The following is a 20,476-nucleotide window of genomic DNA, read 5'->3' as shown; positions in this document are numbered from 1 at the left end:
CCACGGGCCGACGGGCGTCATGGCAGCTCGGGCCGGAAACCGACGCCCGTGATGCGGGCGACGGCGCCCTGCGCGGCCGGGAACCGGGCGATCCACCTGATGGCCGCGGGTGCCGCGAGCACTTCGGTCGCGTCCAGGGTGGGGCGGAGGAAGGCGCGCTGCGCCCCTCGCTGCAGCAGCTGGGTGAGGACGGTCGGCGGTAGGCGGCGCCGCTGCACGGCGGCCAGCTGCCGCGCCGTGGGTGTCGCCGCCGACTCCCGGCCGGCCAGCAGCGGACCGGCGAGGATGCGCGCCGCGGCCACCGCGTCCTGGATCGCCAGATTGATCCCGACGCCGCCGATGGGCGACATCGCGTGCGCCGCGTCGCCGAGAACGAGGGCCCCGGGCGCGTGCCAGCGCCGCGCCCGGTCGATCTGCACCGTCAGCAGGCGGACGTCGTCCCAGCTTCCGATCTCGCCGACGCGGTCGGCGAGGGCGGGCGCGACCGTCGCGACGTTCTGGCGCAGCGAGTCGAGCCCGCGGGCCCGGACCGCGTCGTAGCCACCCTTGCGGATCAGGTAGGCGACCTGCCAGTACTCCCCGCGGTCGATCCGGATGAGCAGCTGGCCCGGGCCGGCGGTGCCGCCCAGGCCCGTCCCGTCGTCCGCCCGGCGGGGGAGCCGGAACCAGAGCACGTCCATCGGCGCGCCGAACCGGCGCATCGGCAGGCCGAGCTCGGTGCGGACGACCGAGCCGCGCCCGTCGGCGCCGACGGTCAGCCGGGCACGGACCGTCTCCGGCCCGTACGGCCCCTCGGCCCGGACGCCGACGACCCGGTCGCCGTCGCGGATCAGGCCGGTCACCTCGCGGCCCCGCAGCAGGGTGAAGGCCGGGAGCTCGGCGGCGGCGCGGGCGAGCATCTCCAGCAGGTCCCACTGGGGGACGAAGTACAGATAGGGATGATCGCCGTGCAGCCGGGCGAAGTCGGCGACCTGGAAGGTGCCGTCGGCGAAGGTGAACCGCAGGCTGGTCACCCGCCGTCCCGGCAGCGCCCGGGTGAACTGGCCGAGCCCGATCCGGTCCAGCAGGGTGAGCGTGGACNGGTGCACCGTGTCGCCGCGGAAGTCCCGCAGGAAGTCCTGGTGCTTCTCCAGCACGCAGGTGCGCACACCGGCGCGGGCCAGCAGCAGGCCGAGCATGATCCCGGCCGGGCCGCCGCCCACGACACAGACCTCGACAGTGTGGCCGTGCTCATCCCACGTCATGAGGAGGGCCTACCCCGGGCAGCCGGGAGGTCAGCCGGTCGCGGGCGGCGCGGCGCGGCTGTCAGCGGGCGAGGCGGGCCTGCACCTCAGGCCGGCGCAGTGGCGGCACGGTCGCCGGTGGCGTGCGGCGCGCGGGCAGTTCGGCGAGCAGCCGGCGCACGACCTCGGCGATATCGTCGACCGCGGCCTCGAATGCCTCGGCCGCGGCCGGCGGCGGCTGACGCAGGCCGCTGACCTTGCGGACGAACTGCCGCGCGGCCGCCTCGACCTCCTCCCCGGTCGCCGGCGGCTGGAGTCCACGCAGCTCGGTGATGTTGCGACACATGCCTCCACAGTAGGTCGCCAGGCGAGGCGGGACCGGAGACGGGTGGGCCGGCGAGCCGGTGGCTCAGAGTTCGACGTCGCCGCGGACGCAGGTGACCACGTCGCCGCCCACCCAGACGATCCCGTCACCGCCGAGCGAGAGCCGGACCCGCCCGTCCCGGCCGAGCGCGGTGCCCTGGCGGACGGTGTACGGCGAGCTGACCACGCCGGTGTCGAACAACCAGGTCGCGAGCGAGGCGTTGAGGCTGCCCGTCACCGGGTCCTCGACCGTGGTGATCAACGGGCTGAACGCCCGGACCTCGAAGTCGGCCGGCCCGCCCGCGGGGTGGGGCCCGATGACGCCGACACTGAGGTCGACACCCCCCGGGCGGACGGCCAGCACAGCCTCGGCCGACCCCAGCAGGACGGCAACCCAGCCGGGGCCGTTGTCCACCCACTGGGCGGCGACGATGTCCGTGGGCGCGAGGCGCAGGACCTCGGCGAGATGCAGCAGCAGCTCGGCGTCCGCCGGTTCGTAGCGCAGCAGGGGCGGGGCGGCGAAGGCCAGCCCCGCCTGCTCGCCCCGCCGGACGGTGATCAGCCCGGCGTCACACTCCTGGACGACGCGGTCACTGTCGTGGGGCAGCCCACCGGCGTCCAGCCAGGCGTGGCAGGTCCCCAGGGTCGGATGGCCCGCGAACGGCAGCTCGCCCGTCGGCGTGAAGATCCGGACCCGGTAGTCGGCGACGGGTGTCGTGGGCGGCAGGACGAAGGTCGTCTCGGAAAGGTTCGTCCAGGCCGCGAACCGCCGCATCGTGGCCGCGGAGAGTCCGTCGGCGTCGAGGACGACCGCCAGCGGATTCCCGAGGCAGGGCTGGGCGGTGAAGACGTCGACCTGGCGGAACGCGCGTCGCATGTCCGGGAGTCCTTCGGCGGCCGTCAGGAGCCCTGCGCCGCCGGGCCGTACCGCTCGCGGTACCGACTTGCCCGGTAGACGCCGAGAATCCGGTAGTCGGCGAAGAACCCGAGCTCGGAGAACGCCCGCTCCACCGCCGGATCCTCCGGGCTGCCCTCGATATCGGCGAGGAACTGCGTGGCCACGAACTCGCCGGAGACCATGCAGCTCTCCAGCTTCGTCATGTTGACGCCGTTCGTGGCGAACCCGCCGAGCGCCTTGTAGAGCGCCGCCGGCATGTTACGGACCTTGAAAACAAAGGTGGTGACGATCGGCCCGACCCCGGACGCGGCGCGCAGGCGCTCGTTGGAGAGGATCAGGAACCGGGTCGTGTTGTGTTCCTCGTCCTCCAGATCGGCGCGCAGTACCCGCAGGCCGTACTCCTCGGCCGCCAGCCGGGAGGCGACCGCCGCCCGGGTCACGTCACCCCACTCGGCGACCTCGCGCGCGCTGCCGGCGGTGTCGCCGGCGGGAACCGGGGTGAGCCCCAGCGCGCGGATCGCGTTACGGCACTGGGCGAGGGCCTGCGGGTGGCTGTACACGGACTTGAGGTCGTCCATGGTCGCCCTCGGCAGGCCGAGGAGCTGGTGGCGCACCGGCAGGAAGTACTCGCCGATGATGTGCACCGAGGAGTTCGGCAGCAGGTGGTGGATGTCCGCCACCCGCCCGGCGGTCGAGTTCTCCACCGGGATCATCGCCAGGCCGACCGTTCCGTCCTCCAGCGCGGTGAAGCACTCCTCGAAGGTCTGGAAAGGCACCGCCTCGAAATCGGGGTAGACGTCGCGGCAGGCGATGTGGGAGTTGGCCCCCGGCTCGCCCTGGTATGCGATCTTCTGACGCCCGCTCATCGACGGTTCCTGCCTCCGGTCCATCTCGCCTGGCCGTGCCCTGCCTGGCCGTGCCCTGCCTGGTCGGTCCCCGTGCGCTCCGCCACCGGGAGCCCCGCGTTTGACGGTACCGGCTCGCGGGCGGGGCACCGCCTGGGCAGGCTGTGGCCGGACTGTGGCCGGGCGGTGGCCGGGCCGCCGGGCGGTGGCCGGGCCGGGGGATCTGGCCGGGGGTAGTCGGGGCCGCGGTCAGCCGGCGTGAGCCGCCTCGAAGGCCTCGACGATCTCGCGGGGGATGCGGCCGCGGTCGCCGACGTCGAAGCCGTTCCGCCGGGCCCAGCCGCGGATCCGCCCGGGGTCGCGGCCGGCGGTTCCGTTACCTCCGGTGCCGGGGGACGCGCCGCCCCCGGCGACCACGACCGGGGTGAGCGCGGAGTCACCGGGCTCGGCCGGCGCCGGGATCCCCGCCACGGCCCGGATGTGATCCGGCCGGCGGGTCGCAGCCAGGGCGTTCGCGCCCGGCAGATAGGTGATCGTCACGAGGTTCTCGCCGGCCGCGGTCAGCGTGCTCTCTCCGCCTGTCGTGCTCTCTCCGCCGGGCGGGCACTCGCCGTCGGGCGCGTTCTCCCCGGCCCGCGGGCCGCCGCAGGCCGCCCGGGCCAGGTCGGTCAGGTGCTCGTGATGGGTGAGCAGGATGATCTGCCACTCCGGCGCGAACTCGGCCAGCACGCGCAGCGCGGCCGTCGCCCGCTCGTCGTCGAAGGTCATCAGGACGTCGTCGAGGACGACCGGCAGGGTGGGCTCGCCGCGGTCGGCCCGCTCGCGCTGGAGCTGGGCGATGGCCGCCAGGCGCAGCGCGAGGTACACCTGGTCGCAGGTGCCCTCGGACAGTTCCTTGGGCCCGAGCTCGTGCTCGTCCGAGCGCACGACCCGCAGGGTCCGGGCACCGTCACCGCGGTCGACGGCCCGCAGCGCCACGTACCGGCCCTCGGTGAGGCGTTCGAGGAGCTGCCCCGCGTCGGCGAGCAGCGGGGAGGCATGCCGGCGCTCGTAGGCTGCCAGCTCGTTGCTGAGCGTCTCGTGCTGGATGCGGGCGATGACGTAACGCTCGGCTGTCTCCGCCACCAGCGCCAGCGACTCCTGCGCCCGGGCGTGCAGCTCGCCCGCGCTCGCGCCGCTCTCCAGATCCCGCAGGTGCCGCTCGACCGTTCCGACGGACGTCCAGGCGTCGGAGTGGGCGGTGGCGTGCCGGTCGTGGTCCTCGCGGGCGCGGGCGAGGTCGGCCTGGAGATCGTCGTCGGTGCGCCCGGCCAGCTCGCTGACGAGCACCTCGGTCTCCTCCGCCGGCGCGGTGGCGCGCAGGAGGACCTCGACGGCCGCGAGCTCCGCGGTGACGTGGGCGAGGTCGCGGTGGCGGGCGGCCGCGTCGGCGAGGGTCTGGCCCGGTGCCAGCTCCAGCCCGGCGCGCAGCTCGTCGAGCTGGGCCGCGGCGACGTCGCGCAGCCGGGTCGTCTCCGTGATGCGGCCGGTGAGGCCCGCGATCGCGTGGTCGATCTCGGTGGCCCGGGCCCTGCCCTGGCTGCTGGCCCGGTACCGGGCGCTGAGCTGCTCGACCAGGTCGGCCAATGCCTCGCTCTCCGCGAGTGCGGTGCTCTCCGCCGGTGTCGCGGCGTCGGCGGCCGGGGCCGGCCCGAGCAGACCGTGCCGGCTGGCGAGGGCACTCACCTCCACGGCGAAGGCATGGAAGCGCCCGGCCGCCTCGGCGGCGTCCCGCCCGGCCCGCAGCGCCTGCTCGTGCAGTGCCGTGGCCTCGGTGAGCACGGCCCGGCGCTCGGCCCATCCCCGCGGATCGGTGGCGGACGTCAGCCCGGCCTGGTGGACGAGCTCCCGCCACTCCCGCTCGGCGCCATCCAGCTCGCTGCGCCGCTTGTCCCGGTCACGTTCGGCGTCCTCGACGGCCCGCCCGAGGTGCAGCGCGGCGACCCGCTGCTCCCGCGCCCGATCGTCCTCCTCCAGCACACCGCGAGCGGCCCCGAGCAGACTGTCCGGGTCGGCCTGCCCGGGCGCGGCGCCGACCAGGGCCAGCGCCTCGGCCAGCGCGGTCCGCTGCGCCTGCGCCTGCGCATCCAGCCCCCGCAGCCGCGCCTGTGCCGCGAGCAGCTCCTCGTGGGCGCGGTGCGCCTCCTCGACGGCCTGCTGGACGTCGTCCGCGTCCTCCCGGGCGGGGACGGCGAGGCCGGCCTGCCGCCACAGTGTCTCCCAGGCGGCGCGGGCCTGGTCGGCCGTGCCCGCCGCCGCCGCGGTCGTGGCGAGGGCGGCCTTCACCCGGTCCTGGGCGGTGGCGGCCTCCCGGCGGAGCTGGCCGCGCCGGGCGGCGAGGTCCGCGTGCCGGATGAGCTGGTCGGCGACCTCGTCGGCGCGGGCGATGCCGGCGGCCAGAACCGGGAGCAGCTCCCGGGCCCGCTCGCCCGTCAACCCCGGCGCCGCCGGGCCGGTGGCGGTCGCGGTCACCAGCAGGTTCCACAGCTCCGTGCGGGTGGCGCGGGCCTGCTCCAGCGCCGCCTGGTCCGGCACGTCCCGTTCGTCGGCCTCGGCGAGCCGGCCCTCGGCGAGGTCGAGGTCCCGGGTCGCGCCGACCAGCTCCTCCTCCCGGCGGGCAAGAACCGCCTCCGCGTCCTCCAGGCGCTCGCGGGCCAGCCGGACCTCACCGCGGCCCGGTATCGCCGGCGGCGGGCCGTCCGGGTCGAGGGCGCCGGCCCGGCGTTGGGCCGCCCGCCGCTCCCGCGTCGCCTCCGCCGCCGCCGCGATCGCATCCCTGGCCAGCGCGGTGGCCGACCCGTCGCTGCTGACCGCGTCCACCACCGCCTTGAGCCGGCTGATCGCCAGCGGGTCGGCGCCGGGTGAGAGCTCGGTCGCGTCCTCGTGGCGCCGCCGGGCGGCCGCCAGCGAATCCTCGGCGCGGCGCAGCTCGTCGCGCAGGTCGGTGAGGGCGGCGGCCAGCGCGTCGAGCTGGGCCGCGAGATCCCGCGGCACGTGCAGGTGGTCGAGCAGCCCGGCGGCGTCCCGTCCGTCGTTCGGCCCGACGAGGTCCAGCAGCAGCGTCCGGGCCAGCTCCGACTGCCGCGCCGACTCGGCGGCCAGCTCGCGGGCCCGCCGGTCGTCGTCGAGCCGGGCCACGCAGGCCCGGTCCAGCCGGGTGATCGCGGCGCCGTCGGCGAGCACCGCCTCGTCCACGGTCAGCGTCTCCCGGGCGGCGCGGCGGTCGAGCAGGTCGGCACCCAGCCGGGAGAGCTCGGCCTCGGCGGTCGTGATCTGGCCGGTGTTCGTGTCGAAGACCGCCGCCTGTTCGGCGGTGAGAGCGGTGCCCGCGGCGAGCAGCGCGGCCCGGCGTTCCCGGAGCACCACGAGATCCCGGACGTGCCCGGCGGCCCGCACCCGCTGCTCCAGCCGGTCACGGTGCTGGGCGGCGGCGCGCAGCGTGCCGGCCGTCGTCTCGGCGGCGGCGCGGCGCAGCGCCAGCTCCCGCCGCGCGTCGTCGACGTGGGCCGCCCGGGTCATGGAGGACGCCGCCTGCTCGGCGCGCCGCTCGTAGTCGGCCAGCGCGGTGCGCAGCTTCGACGTCCTGCTGTTGCGATGTGCCTTGTACAGGCCGTCCATCTCGGCGGTGAGGGCTTCGAGTAAGCCCCGGACCGCCCGCCCGCTGCGCGCGGTGAAGACGAGCTCGGCCAGGTCGCCGCTGCCCGCGAAGACGGCGGCGCCGCCCTCGCGGAGCTCGGAGTGGGACAGCCCGAACGCCCGGGACCAGCGGCGGCGCTCCTCGGCACCGCCCGGCCCCCACGGCGGGGTGAACACCGCGCCGTCCGCGACGGTCTGTAGGCCGGTGTTGCGGCGCCGCACCTCGACCCGCCCGGCGTCGGGCCCGCCCGGCCTCCCGGGCAGTTCCAGCTCGGCTGTCAGGCTCAGCGCGCCGAGCCCGAAGTGGAAGCTCTGGCGGGTGCCCCGGAAGGCCCAGAGCAGGTCGGCCAGCGCGTCCAGGGTGGTCGACTTGCCGGCCTCGTTCGCCCCGACCACCAGGGTGAGACCGGGCCCGAACTCGACCCGGCGGTTCTCGAAGGCGCCGTAGCGCTCCAGCCCCAGCGCCCGGATCCGCATCAGCCCTCGCCCTCGGTGAGCCTGGCCAGCAACCCGCTGCCGGCCCGGCCGGCGAGGTCGGCGAGGGTGGCCGGGTCGTTGAGATCGAGCAGGCCGGCGCCGCGCAGCAGCCGCCCGACCTCCCGCTCTAGCGGCCTGATCCAGGGGGCGAGCTGATCGGGGCGAGCGCCGAGGGACTCGCAGGCCGCCCGCACCGAGGCGACCAGCTCCGGGTCGACGCCGCCGGCCGCCGCCGGGTCGGCGACCCGGGAGACCACCTTCTCCAGGCAGACCCGCATGCCGTCGGCGACGCTCCGCAGCTCCTCGCGCAGCCGCTCGGCGTCGGCGAGGTCCGCGGCCGCCCGGGAGGCGCCGGTGAGCACCACCCGGGCGACGACGGGGCGGTCCCCGGCGGACTCCCGGGCCGCCCGCAGCTCGCGCGCCAGCCGTTCCAGGACGTCCTCGACGCTGTCGGCGCCGGTGGTGTCGACCGTGATCATGGCCCAACGGGCCACGTCACATGGCACATGCTCGAGGCGGGGCGGCGCGTCCCGGGTGATCTCGACGACGAGGGCGCCCTTCGGGCCGCCTTCCCGCGGCATGCGCCCCTGCAGGTTCCCGCTGAAGGCGGCGACGTGCTCCCCACCCGCCACCACGCGGTGGGTGTGGACGTGGCCGAGCGCGAAGTAGTCGTACCCGGCCCGGGCGAGATCCGCCGGCGAGCACGGAGCGTAGTTGTCATGCCCCTCGGCGCCGTCCGCCGCGGTGTGCAGCAGCCCGACGTTGACCAGGCCCGGCAGGGCGTCCGGATAGCGCCGCACCAGGTTGTCGTGGACGGCGGCGGTGGCGTAGCTCTGCCCGTGCACGGCCAGGCCCAGATCGGGGTCCTCGTGCGTGCCGGGCTGGTCGGCCCCGAAGACCGTGACGTTCGGCGGGAGCGTGAGCGTCCGGGTGATCTCGCTCTCGGCGTCGTGATTGCCGGAGATCATGAACACCCGGACGCCGCTGTCCCGCAGCCGCCCCATCTGCTCGACGAAGTACCGGCCGGTCGCGTAGTCCCGCCAGGTGCCGTCGTAGATGTCCCCCGCCAGCAGAAGGGCATCCGCCTGCCGGGCGACGGTGAGGTCGACCAGGTTGCTCAGGGCCCGCCGGGTCGCCTGGCGGAGCAGCTGGGCGAGGTCGCTGTCACCGAGCCGGGTCAGCCCGCGCAGCGGGCTGTCGAGGTGGATGTCGGCGGCGTGAACGAGACGCATCTTCCCTCTGGCGTCGGGGCGTCCCCGCGCAGCGGATGATGCGCGGTTCCGGGCGGGTGGCGCGGCCCGCACCGGGGCGCGAGCCGCGGACGGCCCTGCGCCGAGGCGAAGGCCGAACGTCCAGAACCTAGTACCCCAAACGGGCATCTCGAACTGTCCACGCCGAACGGAGGCGTACTGCCGGCGTGTTCAGGTTCGATTGTTGGTACGGCGTCCAACTGGTGTTGTCTCGTTGTGATCGGTTGTGGTCTGGTCAGCGTCCCGAGCGGGAGCTGGAGCGGTTGGAGCCGGAACGCCGGGCCCGGGAGCGGGTGCCCACGTCGACCTGCCGGGCGGGCCCGGCGCCGGTGGCGACGTTCTCCAGATCGGCAGCGATGCTCTGGTTGATCAGGCCGACGGTCCGCTCCCGGTCGCTCGTGTCCAGGCCCTCGAGCAGGCTGTTGATCAGGCTCACGGTTTCCTCCGCTCGGTGGTGTGATCGGGTGGCTCGATCTCCTGCTTCCCGGGTGGATGAGTGTTAAGCATGTGAGTTCCGCGAATCCGCGAATCGCTCGGCCGGCCCCGCCCGCGCGGGTCAGTGCACCGNGGAGAGCCCGCCGTCCAGGTTGATGGCGGTGCCGGTGACGTAGGCGGAACGCGGGGAGAGCAGGAAGGCCGCCAGGTCGGCGAACTCCGCGGCCCGGCCGACCCGCCCCAGCGGGATGCCCGAGTGCGCACCGAGGTCGGCGTAGAGCTCGTCCACCCCCACGCCGAGCTCGGCGGCGCGCCGCTCCCACTGCCGGCTTTCCACCAGGCCGATGAGCACCGCGTTCACCCGGATGCCCGCCGGCCCCAGCTCCTTGGAGAGCGCCTTGGTCAGGGCGAGCCCGGCCGCCCGCGAGACCGAGGTCGGGGTCGTGCCCGCACCCGGCGCCTTCGCGGCGATGGCGAGCGTGTTGACGACGCTGCCGCCGCCCGCGGCGCGCAGGTGCGGCAGCACCAGCCGGGTCAGCCGGACGGCGCTGTGAAGCTTGAGATCGACATCCGCTGCCCACACCTCGTCGGACTGTGTCTCGAACGACCCGGCCGCGCTGCGCCCGGCATTGTTCACCAGCCCGTCGACCCGGCCCCAGCGGCTGACGGCCAGATCCGTGAAACGCTCCAGATCGGCCGGCTGAGTGACGTCGGCCGGCACGGGGAGTACATCGGCCTCGCTGGCGCCGGCCTTGACGAGCTCCTCCGCGAGGTGGTCGAGACCCTCGTGCCGGCGGGCGCAGAACGCCACCCGGGCGCCCTCCGCCGCCAGCGTGCGGACCAGGGCCGCGCCCAGGCCCTCGGAGCCGCCGGTGACCAGCACGACCCTGCCCGCCAGTTCGAAATCCATACGCCCTCCGTCGTCCACGGCCCGACCCGGTCCCGTCTGGTCCGGCTGGCTCGGTCCGATCGCCCTGGAGCCCCGATCGCTCTGGAGCGCCCGAGCACCCCGGAGCCCCCGCACACCCCAGACCCCCGACTTCGCCGGATCGTCCCCGAACCCTCTGACGGGACGAGCTTGGCACGGCGTTCGGGTGGTCGGCCCGCCTGGCGCAGGGCGCGTCCGGCTTCGCCGTCCCGCCGCGCCTCCGTCCCGCCGTGCCTTCGGTCCGGTCGTGCCTTCGGTCCGGTCGTGCCTTCGGTCCGCCCAGCGGCTCAGGCGGCCGGGCTGGTGTCGATGGTGACCCCGGTCGCCCGCTTGGTCACCGGCGCCGCGCCCGCCGCCGCCTCGGTGTCGGTGTCGGTGGGGGCCTGACCGGGGGCGTCGGCATCGGGGTCGGCGGGCTGGGAGGTCAGCGCCTGTAGCTCCGCCAGATGCGCGCGCATCAGGTCGCCGGAGCGCTCCGGGTCGCCGAGTTCCAGCGCCTCGTAGATCTCCTCGTGGCGGCGCGTGCCGCGCTCCCAGAACTCGGCGGTGACGCAGGAGGGCTGGAAACGCCGCCGAAGAACGGCGCGGACCGGCGCGGCGACCAGCCCGAGCAGTGGATTGCCGCAGGCGGCGAGAATCTCGGCGTGAAATCCGCCGCCACCCTCGTACCGTTCGACCGGATCGTCGGTCCGGTGGGCGACAAACACTGCCCGACGAATGGCGGCGAGTTGCTCCGGGCTACGGCGTAATGCGGCGAAGCGGGCGGCCGCAATCTCCAGAACTTCGTTCGCCTCGATCAGCTGCCGCGTGCTGATCACGCCGGCGCCCGACAGCAGCCCGAGGCTCGTCTCCAGGAAGCCGCCGAGGAGCCCGGCGTCCGGTGCCGCGACGAACGTGCCGCCCCGTACGCCCCGCCTCGTCTCGACCAGATGCCGGGAGGACAGCAGCCGCAGCGCCTCCCGGACCGTGCTGCGGCTGACCCCGAACATCGTCGACAGCTCGGCTTCGACGGGCAGCCGCTGGCCGGCGGTCAGGTCACCCCGGACGATCAGGTCCTGCAGCTGTGCCGCAACCTGGACGTAGGCGGGCCGTACCCGCTCCACGCTGAGCATCCCAGTCCACCCGTCTCGCCGCCGCCACCGCGGAATGCCGAAACACGACTCTCCCGAAGAACGGCCGTCACAGTCAACAGGCCGGGAACACGCCCATGTCAATCACGCCGAACACCGGAGCGTTGAACGCCGGAGACCGAAGGCCCGGCGCACACCCGCCCGGTGACCTTGCCGGCGCGCCCCGCCCCGCCCCGTCCGCGGGACGGGGCGGGAAACTCCCTACCCGAAATAGTCGATGCCTGACGCCGTCATGCGGCGGGGTTGGGATTCGGGGTCGGTCTCCGGTGGCAGCAGGCGGACGCCGGCGTGCAGCAGCACCACGCCGGACCGGCCGACGAGTACCGGGTCGAGCCGCACCTCGGCCACGGCGGGTGTCTCCTCGGCGAGCCGGGCGAGTCGGTGCAGCACGTTCTCCAGTGCCGCCAGGTCCGCCGGGGGGCTCCCGCCCTCGCCGACCAGCAGGACGGCTCCGCGGATGCCGCGCACCAGCTCGGCCGCGTCCCGGTCGGTCAGCGGGAGGGCCCGGGCCAGCGGGTCGACGAGCAGGTCCGCCACGGCCCCGCCGAGCCGCAGCGACAGCAGCGGGCCGATCGCCGGATCCTGCGTCATCCGGACCACGGTGGAGACACCGGCCGGGGCCATCGGCTGAATGAGCATGTCGCCGGGCCCGACCGCGTCCCGGATCGTGCGCCAGGCCTCGGCCAGCGCGCCCGGCCCCGTCAGCCCGAGGCGCACCGCCCCGACGTCGAGCCGGCCGCGGAACCGCTCGTCCGCGATCTTGAGGGCGACCGGCCAGCCGATCCGCTCCGCGGCGGCCAGGGCGGCGGGCTCGGAGGCCACCCGTTCGCTCGGCCAGACGGTCAGGCCCACCCCGGCGAGGATCTCCGTGACCAGGTCCGGTTCCAGCCAGCTGCCGTCCACCGCCGCGCCCTCCAGCGCCCGGCGGGTCCGGCCCGGATCGAGGCGGTCGAGGGTGGGGACGGTGCCCTGCTCCCGGTCGCGCCAGGCCGCGTGGTCCGCCGCCCGGGCGATCGCCCACGCCGCCGACTCCGGCGAGGCGAAGGACGGCACCGAGCCCCGTCCCGGCGTGCCGGTTCCGGTCGGCGTGCCGGCTCCGGCCGCTGCGTTGGGATCACGCCCGACGGTCAGCGCGGCCGGGATTCCGTCATGGCCGAGGAACGAGGCGACCACCGGCACCCGGCCCACGGCCGCGACCCCGCGGATGGCTCCGGCCAGCTCGTCGACCGCCGGGTGCGGCGTGACCAGGGCGAGTACGGCGTCGACGTCCCCGGAGCCGGCGACCGTCCGCAGCGCCGCCGCGAACCGCTCCGGGGCGGCCATCGCGCCGAGGTCCACCGGGTTGGCCGGCTCGTGGCCGCCGAGGACGTCCCGCAGCGCGGCGGCGGTGGTGGGGGAGAAGGGCACGACGTCCAGGCCGGCGGTGCGGCAGGCGTCGACCGCCAGGGCGGCCAGCGCGCTGGACGTGCCGACGATGCCGACCCGCCGGCCGGCGGGCAGCGGCTGCGACACCAGCAGCGCGGCCAGGTCGAACAGCTGCCCCAGGGTGCCGACCCGGATCACCCCGGCGCTGGTGAACAGGGCGTCCAGTGCCGGGTCGGCCGAGCTCCCGCCGCTCTTCAGCGCGATGACCGGCTTGCGCCGCCCGAGCCGGCGGGCGATCCGGGCGAACTTGCGGGGGTTGCCGAAGCTCTGCAGGTGCAGCAGGACGACCTCGGTGCGCACGTCCGACTGCCAGAACTGCAGCAGGTCGTTGCCCGAGACGTCCGAGCGGTCGCCGGTCGAGACGAACGTGGACAGCCCGACCCCGCGCCGCGCGGCCTCGGCGAGGAACGTCCCGGCCAGCGCGCCGGACTGGGTGAAGGCGCCGACCCGCCCCGCCGGCGGCTCGCCGGCCGCGAACGTGGCGTGGAGGCGCACCGCCGGGTCGGTGTTGATCACGCCCATCGCGTTCGGCCCGATCAGCCGCATGCCCGACTCGCGGGCCAGCCGGGTCACCTCGGCCAGCCGTTCCCGCCCCTCCGGGCCCGCCTCGGCGAACCCGGCCGACACCACGATCAGCCCGTGGACGTCCTTCTCCGCGCAGGCGCGGACCGCCGCGGCGACGTCCGGGGCCGGCACCGCGATCACCGCGAGGTCGACCACACCGGGGACCTCCCGGACATCGGGGTAGGCGTAGACCGACGCGACCTGGCGGGCCGCGGGGTTGACGGGGTAGGCCGGGCCGTGGAAGTCGCTGGACAGCAACCGGCGGAACACCTCGTGGCCGGCACTGCCCGGCTGCCGGCTGGCGCCGACGACCGCGACCGTCCGCGGGGCCAGCAGCCGCGCGATGCTGCGGGCCTCCGCCCGCTGCTCGAGGGCACGTGACAGGCCACGAGCGTGCGGAGCCCAGGCGGTCGAGAACGTCATCCGGACGACGCCGCCCTCGGTGTGGGGGATGAACCCGGCTGCCTGGAACACCCGCTGCGTCGGGGTGTCGGTCACCGGCAGCTCGGCGACGAGCCGGCCGAGTCCCTGGTCACGGGCGGCGGCCGCCAGGTGTTCCAGCAGTAGCGGTCCCAGGCCCCGCCGCCGGTGCTCCCGAACCACGACGAGGCCGACCCGGGCCTGCCCGTCCCGCTCGTCCCGCTCGTCCCGCTCGTCCCGCCCTTCCCGCCCGTCCCGCCCTTCCCGCTCGTAGCCGGCGGCCCCGACCAGGCGGCCCCGCAGGACGGCCACGACGGTGAGCCGGTGAGCGGGGCCGGGTGCGGGTTCGGGGTTCGCGAGCTGTGTCGCGGGCACCTCGGGCACGGCGCCATCGACCAGGCGGAGGGGCAACTCCGCGGCCTCCGCCGGCGACAGCTCGGCGTAGAGGGAGCGAAGCTGCGCGACATCGGCCGCGACGGCAGGGCGCAGCTGCACCGGCGCACCGTCGGCCAGCACGGCATCGGTCACCTGGTGGGCCGGGTGATCCGGGCCGACCTCCGCGTCCGCCACCGTGTCTCCTCTCGTCCGCCGAAAGGTGCGCAGGGCACGAAAGGAGCGAAAGGCACCGGCAAATCGATGGAAGGCCAACGTGAATCATAGGCTGACACGCATGGATGGCGGCAGGGTGTCCCCGGGTGAGCCGCGTTGGCTCCGGGAGAGCGAACGGACCGCCTGGCGTGGTCTCATCGGCGTCATGACCCGCCTGCCCGCCGCGCTTGACGCGCAGCTCCGCCGGGACGCGGGCCTCAGCCACTTCGAGTACTCGGTACTCGTCGGTCTCTCCGAGGCTCCGAACCGAACCCTCGCGATGGCCCGGCTGGCGGAGTTCACCTGCGGCTCGCTCTCCCGGCTCTCGCACGCCGTCAAGCGCCTGGAGGGCCGGGGCTGGGTGCGCCGCACCCCATGCCCCGCGGACGGGCGGGTCACCAACGCCACGCTCACCGACCTCGGCTTCGAGAAGCTCGCCGCATCCGCCCCGGGTCACGTCGAGACGGTGCGCGATCTCGTGGTGGAGGCGCTCTCCCGCGACCAGCTCGATCAGCTCGGGGCCATCTGCGGTCAGATCCTCGACCGGCTGGACACCGCCCCGCCCTTCGGGCACCAGGAGCCCTGATTCGGTCCGGGCACTGCCCCGGTCTCGCCCCCGCGTCGACCTGGCGCTAGGCGCCGGTTGTCGAGCCCGGGCGCGCGATCATCAGCACGGTGACCACCGTCCACAGCAGGCTGAACAGGCCGGTGCTGATCGCGAGGCCTCTGATGGCGGGCTCCTGCCCGGTGCCGAGCCCGGCGGGTGAGGTGAGCTGCTCCAGCAGCCGCTGCTGGCCGGGGAGCACCGCGACCGCGAGGACGACCGCCGCCACGCCGGTGAGCACGACGGAGACGACCAGCCACGGGTCGCCGAGGACGTTCATGCTCATCGCCGTCGCGATCCCCAGGACCGGCACCGCGAGGCCGATCGCCGCGTAGACGTTGCAGATGCGGTGCAGGGTGGTGACCACACCCGCCGAGCCGGGTTCGCGCAGCGCCGAGCGGACCGCGGGGGCGAACATGCTCGCGGCGATGGTCACCGGGCCTACTGCAATGATCGCGACGAGTACATGGACGCTGAGAAGGAAGATGGTCACGCAAGGCAAGGCTAAATCCCGAACCGCCCGCTCCGGCCGTGACGACCGTGCCCGGCATGGCTGCGGTCCGGCCCGGCCCTCCCGGACATCTGGCCCTTGACCGTCCCGTGCCGGTCGGGTGCCGAGCCGGGCCAGCGCGCAGGGCCAGGCCAGGCCGCTGCGGGTGCCGGGCCGTTGCGGGTGCCGGGCCGGGCCGGGCTTCGGGTGACGCCGAGCGCCTTGGGTGACACGGCTGTCTGATCAGCGGGATATCGCGGCCGTTGGGGCGGCCGCGGGGCCTGGCGGGCGGCGGCTCCGGGCCGGTACCGGGACCGCGCCGTACCGGCTGTTCGACGTCCACGATCCCGCGTGCGGGCGCCTTGGCTGGTGACGATCCCGCCGCGGTGCGGCGACCGGGCCGCCGGCATCCCGCAGGCCGCCGCGGTAACGGGGCTACCTGGGCTTTCAGCGCGCCGGTAGGCCCCGCGGCAGCCGTCGCCCACCCGTGGGGCGTGGTTCCGCGAGGATTCGCCGACAGCGACTGAAGGGCTTTGTGTGTCCTTCGCTCGCAGGGGTTGCGGCCCCTGCGTCACCGTGGTCGTCAAGACGTCTTGGTAGGAGACACAAGAAGCCCTTCAGGCGCGCGATCGGCACTCCCGCGCCCGCGCCCGAAACGCTGACCACCACCGTCAGATCACCGAATGCACCCGCCGAGAACCCGCAGGCGCCTCCGCCGTGCGCCAGCCCGCGCCGTCCGCGCATCCGCTGAGAACCAGCCCGCGCCGTCCGCCCCGCGCCCGCCCAGCGCCCGTCGCCCCGCGTCCCGCGCCCGTTCAGGCGTCCCGCGGGGGAAGCGCGTCGAACACCGCGGACCGCTTCTCCGTGCGGGCAGTCAGCGCCTCGGCCAGACCAGGCCCTTCGAAGGCGATGTCCATCTGCCGCAGCGTGTCAGTGAGCGCGTCGTCCTGGGANCGNTCGAGGTCCTGGTAGACCTGCTTCTTGATGGTCGCCAGCGAGAACGGGGAGCAGTTCTCCACCAGGTCCCGCGCGTAGGCGATCGCGGCCTCCCGGACCGTGCCGTNGGGCACCACCTTGTGCACGAGACCGATCCGGGCGGCTTCCTGGGCGTCGACGGTGCGTCCGGTGAGCAGCAGATCCATCGCGGGCTGNAGGCCGATCACCCGCGGCAGCAGCCACGAGACGCCGTACTCGGCCGCGAGTCCGAGGCGGGAGAACGCGGTCGCGAGCTTCGCCGACTCGGCGGCGATGCGGATGTCGCTGCCCAGCATGTAGGCGAAGCCGATGCCCACCGCGGCGCCGTTGACGCCGACGATCACCGGCTTGCGCAGGCTCAGCGCCAGCGAGGGCAGGTCCTCCCGGGCGGGCACGAACTTCTTGATCGTCTCGGCGCCGCCGCGCAGCACCTCCAGGTCGGCGCCCGAGCAGAAGCCCGGCCCCGCGCCGGTCACGACGATCGCGCGGACCCGCGGGTCGTCATCCGCTCCCCGCAGCGCCTCCGCGTAGGCGAGCGCCATGGTCGCGGTGATCGCGTTGCGCGCCTTCGGGCGGTTGAAGGTGATGACACAGACGCCATCGAGGATCTCGGTCAGGATCTCGCTCTCATCGGCCTCTGTCGTCACGCTCTCCGCCTCCGTCTTCATGTCATCCGCTTCATGTCATCCGCGGGAACCGCCGCGCCCCGCGCGCTCCGCCGGAACCGCGGGAACCACCGCGTCCCACCGCGTCCCGCGCGCCGCGTGCGTCAACAGTCACCCGCAGCCTAGGAGATCGTCCTCCTCCGGTGCCCGGACATGTGACGGAGCGCGGTGGGCGGCGCGCGCGATCACCCGCGGCCCGGGAACAGCGAACCACCCGCGGCCCGGAGTCAGACCCCGCCGCGGGTCAGCGTGGCGGTGTCCCGGCGCCCCGCGGTGGATCGGGCGGCTCCGGCGGCACGTCCCGTGTAGCCACTCAGTGCCTCCAGCCGGGGCTCCTCGCCGCCGACGGACCGCAGGGTCGCGGCGAACTTCGTCAGACCGATCATGAGGGCGGTCAGGGCGACCCACAGGATGGCGAAGGAGTAGGTCGGATGGTGGTGCGCCGCCGCCCAGAAGGCGACACCGAGCGACATGGCCCCGACCGACAGCGGGACCCACCAGGTCCCCTCGTGAACCGCGTGCCGCTGCGAGAACGCCGTGAGCAGAGCGTGGATCCCCACCGCCAGCAGGGCCCATGCCGTGATGCGGGCGACCACGACCAGCGTCGGTCCGGGCCAGGCGAGCGCCACGATTCCCACGGCGACCATCGCCACCGCGAGGGCGGCGTGGGTCGGCTTCCAGTCCCGGCCGGACGCCATCATCGTGACGACCTCGCCCAGGGCGCCGAGCAGCAGCGTGATCCCGAGCAGGATCGCGAGCGACTTGCCGGTCGTCAGCCCGAACATCGGGATGGCCAGGGCGAAGAGGGCCCAGCAGACTCCCAGCGCGAGCAGTACCGGGCCGAGCTTCGCCGCCATGGCGGAACCGCCCGCGCCGTCCTGGCCGCGCTCGCGGCCCTGGACCGCCTGACCCGGGTACCCGCGACCCCGCTGTCCCTGCTGTCCCTGACCGTTGTGGCCCTGACCGTGCTCGTGGGCCGGCGCGGCTTCCGCTCGCCCGCCTGCCGGCACGCCCGGCAACCCGGTCCCGGAGGACGCGGTTCCCGACGGTCCGGTTCCCGGCAGCCCGGTTCCCGACAACCCGCCGCCCGGCTGGCCCCCGGCTGACGCGCCCGGTTGTCGGGCGCTGGTGCGCACACCGCGCCGGTCGTCCTTCGGACCTCCTGTGTTGCCTGATGCAGCCATGAAGTCATCCCTCCCGCGGAGTGGTGGTTGTGCGACTCGTCCTCCCTCTCACCTGCCCTCAGTCCGGGGTTCCGTACCGTACGTAGTGAGATCAATCCCTACGGTTGCGGCAAGGGGTGTCTCGCGCGCTCCCGCGGGGATCGGTTGCCCGTGTCGGCCGACTGCCGCCAACCTGATGACCGGTGGTCAGCCAGCGGCCGCGGCGAGGAGACGGCGTGAAGATCGATTTCCAGTTGTCCGATGACATCACCTCGACCTCGACCGACGCGGTTCAGGTCGAGAAGGAGGGCTACGCCGGCGCCTGGGTCGGAGAGACCCGGCACGACCCCTTCATGCAGTGCCTGCAGGCCTCGAGCGTGACCAGCTCGATCACCGTCGGCACCTCGATCGCGATCGCCTTCGCGCGCACGCCGATGACCCTCGCGAACCTGGGCTACGACCTGGCCCAGTACAGCGAGGGCCGGTTCGTCCTGGGCCTCGGCTCGCAGATCAAGCCGCACATCGAACGGCGCTTCTCCATGCCGTGGTCGCACCCCGCGGCGCGGATGCGCGAGCTCATCCTCGCCATCCGGGCGATCTGGGACTGCTGGCAGAACGGCACGAAACTCGACTTTCGGGGTGACTTCTACACCCACAGCCTCATGACGCCCTTCTTCACCCCGAAGCCGCACGCCTTCGGCCCGCCCCCGATCTACCTCGCCGGCGTGGGGCCGGGGATGACGGAGGCCGCCGGCGAGGTGGCCGACGGATTCTTCGTGCACCCGTTCAGCACGATGCGGTACATCGAGGAGGTGACGATCCCGGCGTTGCTGCGTGGCCGGGCCAAGGCGGGCCACCAGGACCTGGACGGCTTCACCATCTGCGGCCCCTCCTTCGTCACGATCGGCCGTACGGAGGAGGAGATGAGCCGCGCGATCGCGGCGACCAAGAAGCAGATCGCGTTCTACGGCTCGACTCCCGCCTACCGCGCCGTCCTGGAGACGCACGGCTGGGGCGACGTGCAGCCGGAGCTGACCGCGCTGTCCAAGCAGGGCCGCTGGGACGACATGGCTGGCCTGATCACCGACGAGATGATGGCGGAGTTCTCCGTCATCGGATCACCCGAGGAGGTCGGGCGGGGTCTCAACGACCGGATCGGTGGTCTCTACTCCCGCGCGTCGCTCTACGACTCCGGCGGCTCGAACCGCGCGCACTGGCCCGCCGTCATCGACGCGGCGAGCTGACCCGGTCGAGGCGGGCAGGTGGAGGAACCGGTGGGTAGATGAGTGCTCCGCCCGCGAACCTGCCGCTGCACCCGCGGCGCGGCATCCACGACCCGACCGCGGGGAGCCCGGCCCGCCGTCCCGGGTCGGTGCGGCGCACGATCACGATCGACGCACTGCGCCCGGACGGTGCCGGCGGCAGCCTGCGGCTGGTCGGCCGGGGGCGAGACCTGGTCACCGGCGCGGACGCCGCCGCGGAGGTGGCGGCAGAGGCATCCGTCCGGTTCGAGATCGCGCCGGCGGGCCCGCGCGAGGTGCTCGGCGTCGAGAGCGAACCGGCGGTGCCCGCGCTCCGGCCGCTGGTCGGCACGAGCACCGTCACCGGCTTCCGCCGCCGGCTCGTGGAGCTCGCGCCGGATCTGGGCGCCGCACACCCGCTGCTGGAGAGCCTGCTGGACGACGTCCCGGTGAGCTCGCTCGTCTCCGGGTACGCGCTGGGCCGAATGGGGGCCGCCCAGCCGAACGGGCGGTTCATGCTGGCCCTGGCGGACCAGTGCGCCGGCTGGGCGCGGGGCGCGACCATCGTCGAGGCCATCGAGCGGGACGGCCTGCCGCCCACCGTCACCGGGCCGACGGCGCCGTCGGTGCACAACCCGGAGGACCCCCTGGGCTGGCACGAGGCGCCTCCGCTCCCGCCGCACGGCATGCGCCGGCTCCGCCGCCTGGACGTCCTGCCGGGGCCGACCCGGGGCACCTGTGACCTCGACGTCCTGTTCCGGGACAGCTACCAGTCGGACGGCGGGCCGGAGACCGTGATTCACGAGTACACGGTGGCCGCCCGCCTGGACCTCGCCACGATGACCTTCACCGAGATCGCCTCGGTGCCGCGCGTGCTGCCCTGGGTGGAGTGCCCGCTGGCGGCCGCGAGCGCCGCCAGGCTGACCGGGGTCGCCGTCGCCGACGTGCGCGACGTGGTGCGGGAATCGCTGCGGGGAACGAGCACCTGCACCCATCTCAACGACACCCTCCGGTCGCTGGCCGGCGTGCCGGGGCTCGTCGCCGTCATGCCCGGGCCGACTTCCGCGCGGTTGGCGTGACGCCGCCGACCGCAGGAGAGTGGTTCTGGTCGTCCGCA

Annotated in this window: 16 protein-coding genes and 4 pseudogenes; 3 read left to right on the top strand and 17 right to left on the bottom strand. The window is 74.6% G+C overall.

Annotated elements, in window-relative coordinates; all coding sequences use genetic code 11:
- Positions 1 to 17: 17 nt before the first annotated feature.
- The 11 genes and pseudogenes from UG55_RS04110 to UG55_RS04065 form a co-directional block, all read right to left on the bottom strand.
- Positions 18 to 1,080 (bottom strand): annotated as a pseudogene (locus UG55_RS04110) (FAD-dependent oxidoreductase); the annotation flags it as partial.
- Between the two features lies 1 nt (position 1,081).
- Positions 1,082 to 1,244 (bottom strand): FAD-dependent monooxygenase (locus UG55_RS45910; protein WP_304440385.1); only part of this gene is annotated, 163 nt, incomplete at its 3' end.
- Positions 1,245 to 1,305: 61 nt separating this feature from the next.
- A complete protein-coding gene (locus UG55_RS04105; protein WP_066063062.1) occupies positions 1,306 to 1,569 on the bottom strand; it encodes a DUF2277 domain-containing protein in 264 nt (87 codons plus the stop codon).
- Between the two features lie 63 nt (positions 1,570 to 1,632).
- Positions 1,633 to 2,463, bottom strand: coding sequence for a PhzF family phenazine biosynthesis protein (locus UG55_RS04100; RefSeq protein ID WP_066063060.1), 831 nt, complete (start codon positions 2,461 to 2,463; stop codon positions 1,633 to 1,635).
- A 23-nt stretch (positions 2,464 to 2,486) separates the two neighbouring features.
- On the bottom strand, positions 2,487 to 3,350 hold the full coding sequence (locus UG55_RS04095; protein ID WP_066063059.1) for a prephenate dehydratase: 864 nt from the start codon (positions 3,348 to 3,350) through the stop codon (positions 2,487 to 2,489).
- 228 nt (positions 3,351 to 3,578) lie between these two features.
- A complete protein-coding gene (locus tag UG55_RS04090) occupies positions 3,579 to 7,481 on the bottom strand; it encodes a histone-like nucleoid-structuring protein Lsr2 (protein ID WP_066063056.1) in 3,903 nt (1,300 codons plus the stop codon).
- Positions 7,481 to 8,713, bottom strand: a complete 1,233-nt coding sequence (locus UG55_RS04085; protein WP_066063053.1) for a DNA repair exonuclease — start codon at positions 8,711 to 8,713, stop codon at positions 7,481 to 7,483. The genes UG55_RS04090 and UG55_RS04085 overlap by 1 nt, the downstream gene beginning before the upstream one ends.
- Positions 8,714 to 8,966: 253 nt before the next feature.
- Entirely contained in the window at positions 8,967 to 9,167 is a 201-nt protein-coding gene (locus UG55_RS04080) for a hypothetical protein (RefSeq protein WP_066063049.1), read from the bottom strand.
- Between the two features lie 132 nt (positions 9,168 to 9,299).
- Positions 9,300 to 10,076 (bottom strand): SDR family oxidoreductase (locus tag UG55_RS04075; RefSeq protein ID WP_242423708.1); only part of this gene is annotated, 777 nt, incomplete at its 3' end.
- Between the two features lie 305 nt (positions 10,077 to 10,381).
- Positions 10,382 to 11,206 carry a FadR/GntR family transcriptional regulator gene (locus UG55_RS04070; RefSeq protein ID WP_199865025.1) on the bottom strand — a complete coding sequence of 275 codons (825 nt, stop codon included), beginning with the start codon at positions 11,204 to 11,206 and terminating at the stop codon, positions 10,382 to 10,384.
- A gap of 219 nt (positions 11,207 to 11,425) precedes the next feature.
- Positions 11,426 to 14,203, bottom strand: coding sequence for an acetate--CoA ligase (locus UG55_RS04065; RefSeq protein WP_066063044.1), 2,778 nt, complete (start codon positions 14,201 to 14,203; stop codon positions 11,426 to 11,428).
- Between the two features lie 100 nt (positions 14,204 to 14,303).
- Between UG55_RS04065 and UG55_RS04060 the strand changes: the two genes are divergently transcribed.
- Positions 14,304 to 14,807, top strand: a complete 504-nt coding sequence (locus UG55_RS04060; protein ID WP_066063041.1) for a MarR family winged helix-turn-helix transcriptional regulator — start codon at positions 14,304 to 14,306, stop codon at positions 14,805 to 14,807.
- 46 nt (positions 14,808 to 14,853) lie between these two features.
- Here the strand turns inward: UG55_RS04060 and UG55_RS04055 are convergent, their stop codons facing one another.
- The 6 genes and pseudogenes from UG55_RS04055 to UG55_RS04045 form a co-directional block, all read right to left on the bottom strand.
- Positions 14,854 to 15,318: a hypothetical protein gene (locus UG55_RS04055; protein WP_066063038.1), complete on the bottom strand. Its 465-nt coding sequence runs from the start codon at positions 15,316 to 15,318 to the stop codon at positions 14,854 to 14,856.
- An 812-nt stretch (positions 15,319 to 16,130) separates the two neighbouring features.
- Positions 16,131 to 16,268: pseudogene (locus tag UG55_RS32250) on the bottom strand (enoyl-CoA hydratase); the annotation flags it as partial.
- Positions 16,269 to 16,272: 4 nt separating this feature from the next.
- Positions 16,273 to 16,378 (bottom strand): annotated as a pseudogene (locus tag UG55_RS32245) (enoyl-CoA hydratase); the annotation flags it as partial.
- A gap of 1 nt (position 16,379) precedes the next feature.
- Positions 16,380 to 16,466, bottom strand: a pseudogene (locus UG55_RS32240) (enoyl-CoA hydratase); the annotation flags it as partial.
- A 1-nt stretch (position 16,467) separates the two neighbouring features.
- Positions 16,468 to 16,958: enoyl-CoA hydratase/isomerase family protein (locus UG55_RS32235; protein ID WP_255360421.1), on the bottom strand; the 491-nt coding region annotated here is incomplete at its 3' end.
- A 224-nt stretch (positions 16,959 to 17,182) separates the two neighbouring features.
- Positions 17,183 to 17,812 (bottom strand): DUF308 domain-containing protein, encoded by a 630-nt coding sequence (locus UG55_RS04045; RefSeq protein WP_242423707.1) that lies wholly within the window; start codon positions 17,810 to 17,812, stop codon positions 17,183 to 17,185.
- A gap of 542 nt (positions 17,813 to 18,354) precedes the next feature.
- Here UG55_RS04045 and UG55_RS04040 point away from each other — a divergent pair.
- Together UG55_RS04040 and UG55_RS04035 are read left to right on the top strand one after the other, a co-directional pair.
- Positions 18,355 to 19,362: an LLM class F420-dependent oxidoreductase gene (locus tag UG55_RS04040; RefSeq protein ID WP_066063032.1), complete on the top strand. Its 1,008-nt coding sequence runs from the start codon at positions 18,355 to 18,357 to the stop codon at positions 19,360 to 19,362.
- Between the two features lie 38 nt (positions 19,363 to 19,400).
- On the top strand, positions 19,401 to 20,438 hold the full coding sequence (locus tag UG55_RS04035; RefSeq protein WP_066063029.1) for a DUF2889 domain-containing protein: 1,038 nt from the start codon (positions 19,401 to 19,403) through the stop codon (positions 20,436 to 20,438).
- Positions 20,439 to 20,476: the final 38 nt, after the last annotated feature.

The organism is Frankia sp. EI5c, assembly GCF_001636565.1.
Lineage (GTDB): Bacteria > Actinomycetota > Actinomycetes > Frankiales > Frankiaceae > Parafrankia.
Note: the sequence above shows the minus strand (reverse complement) of the source record. Positions and strands in the feature narration are given on the sequence as shown.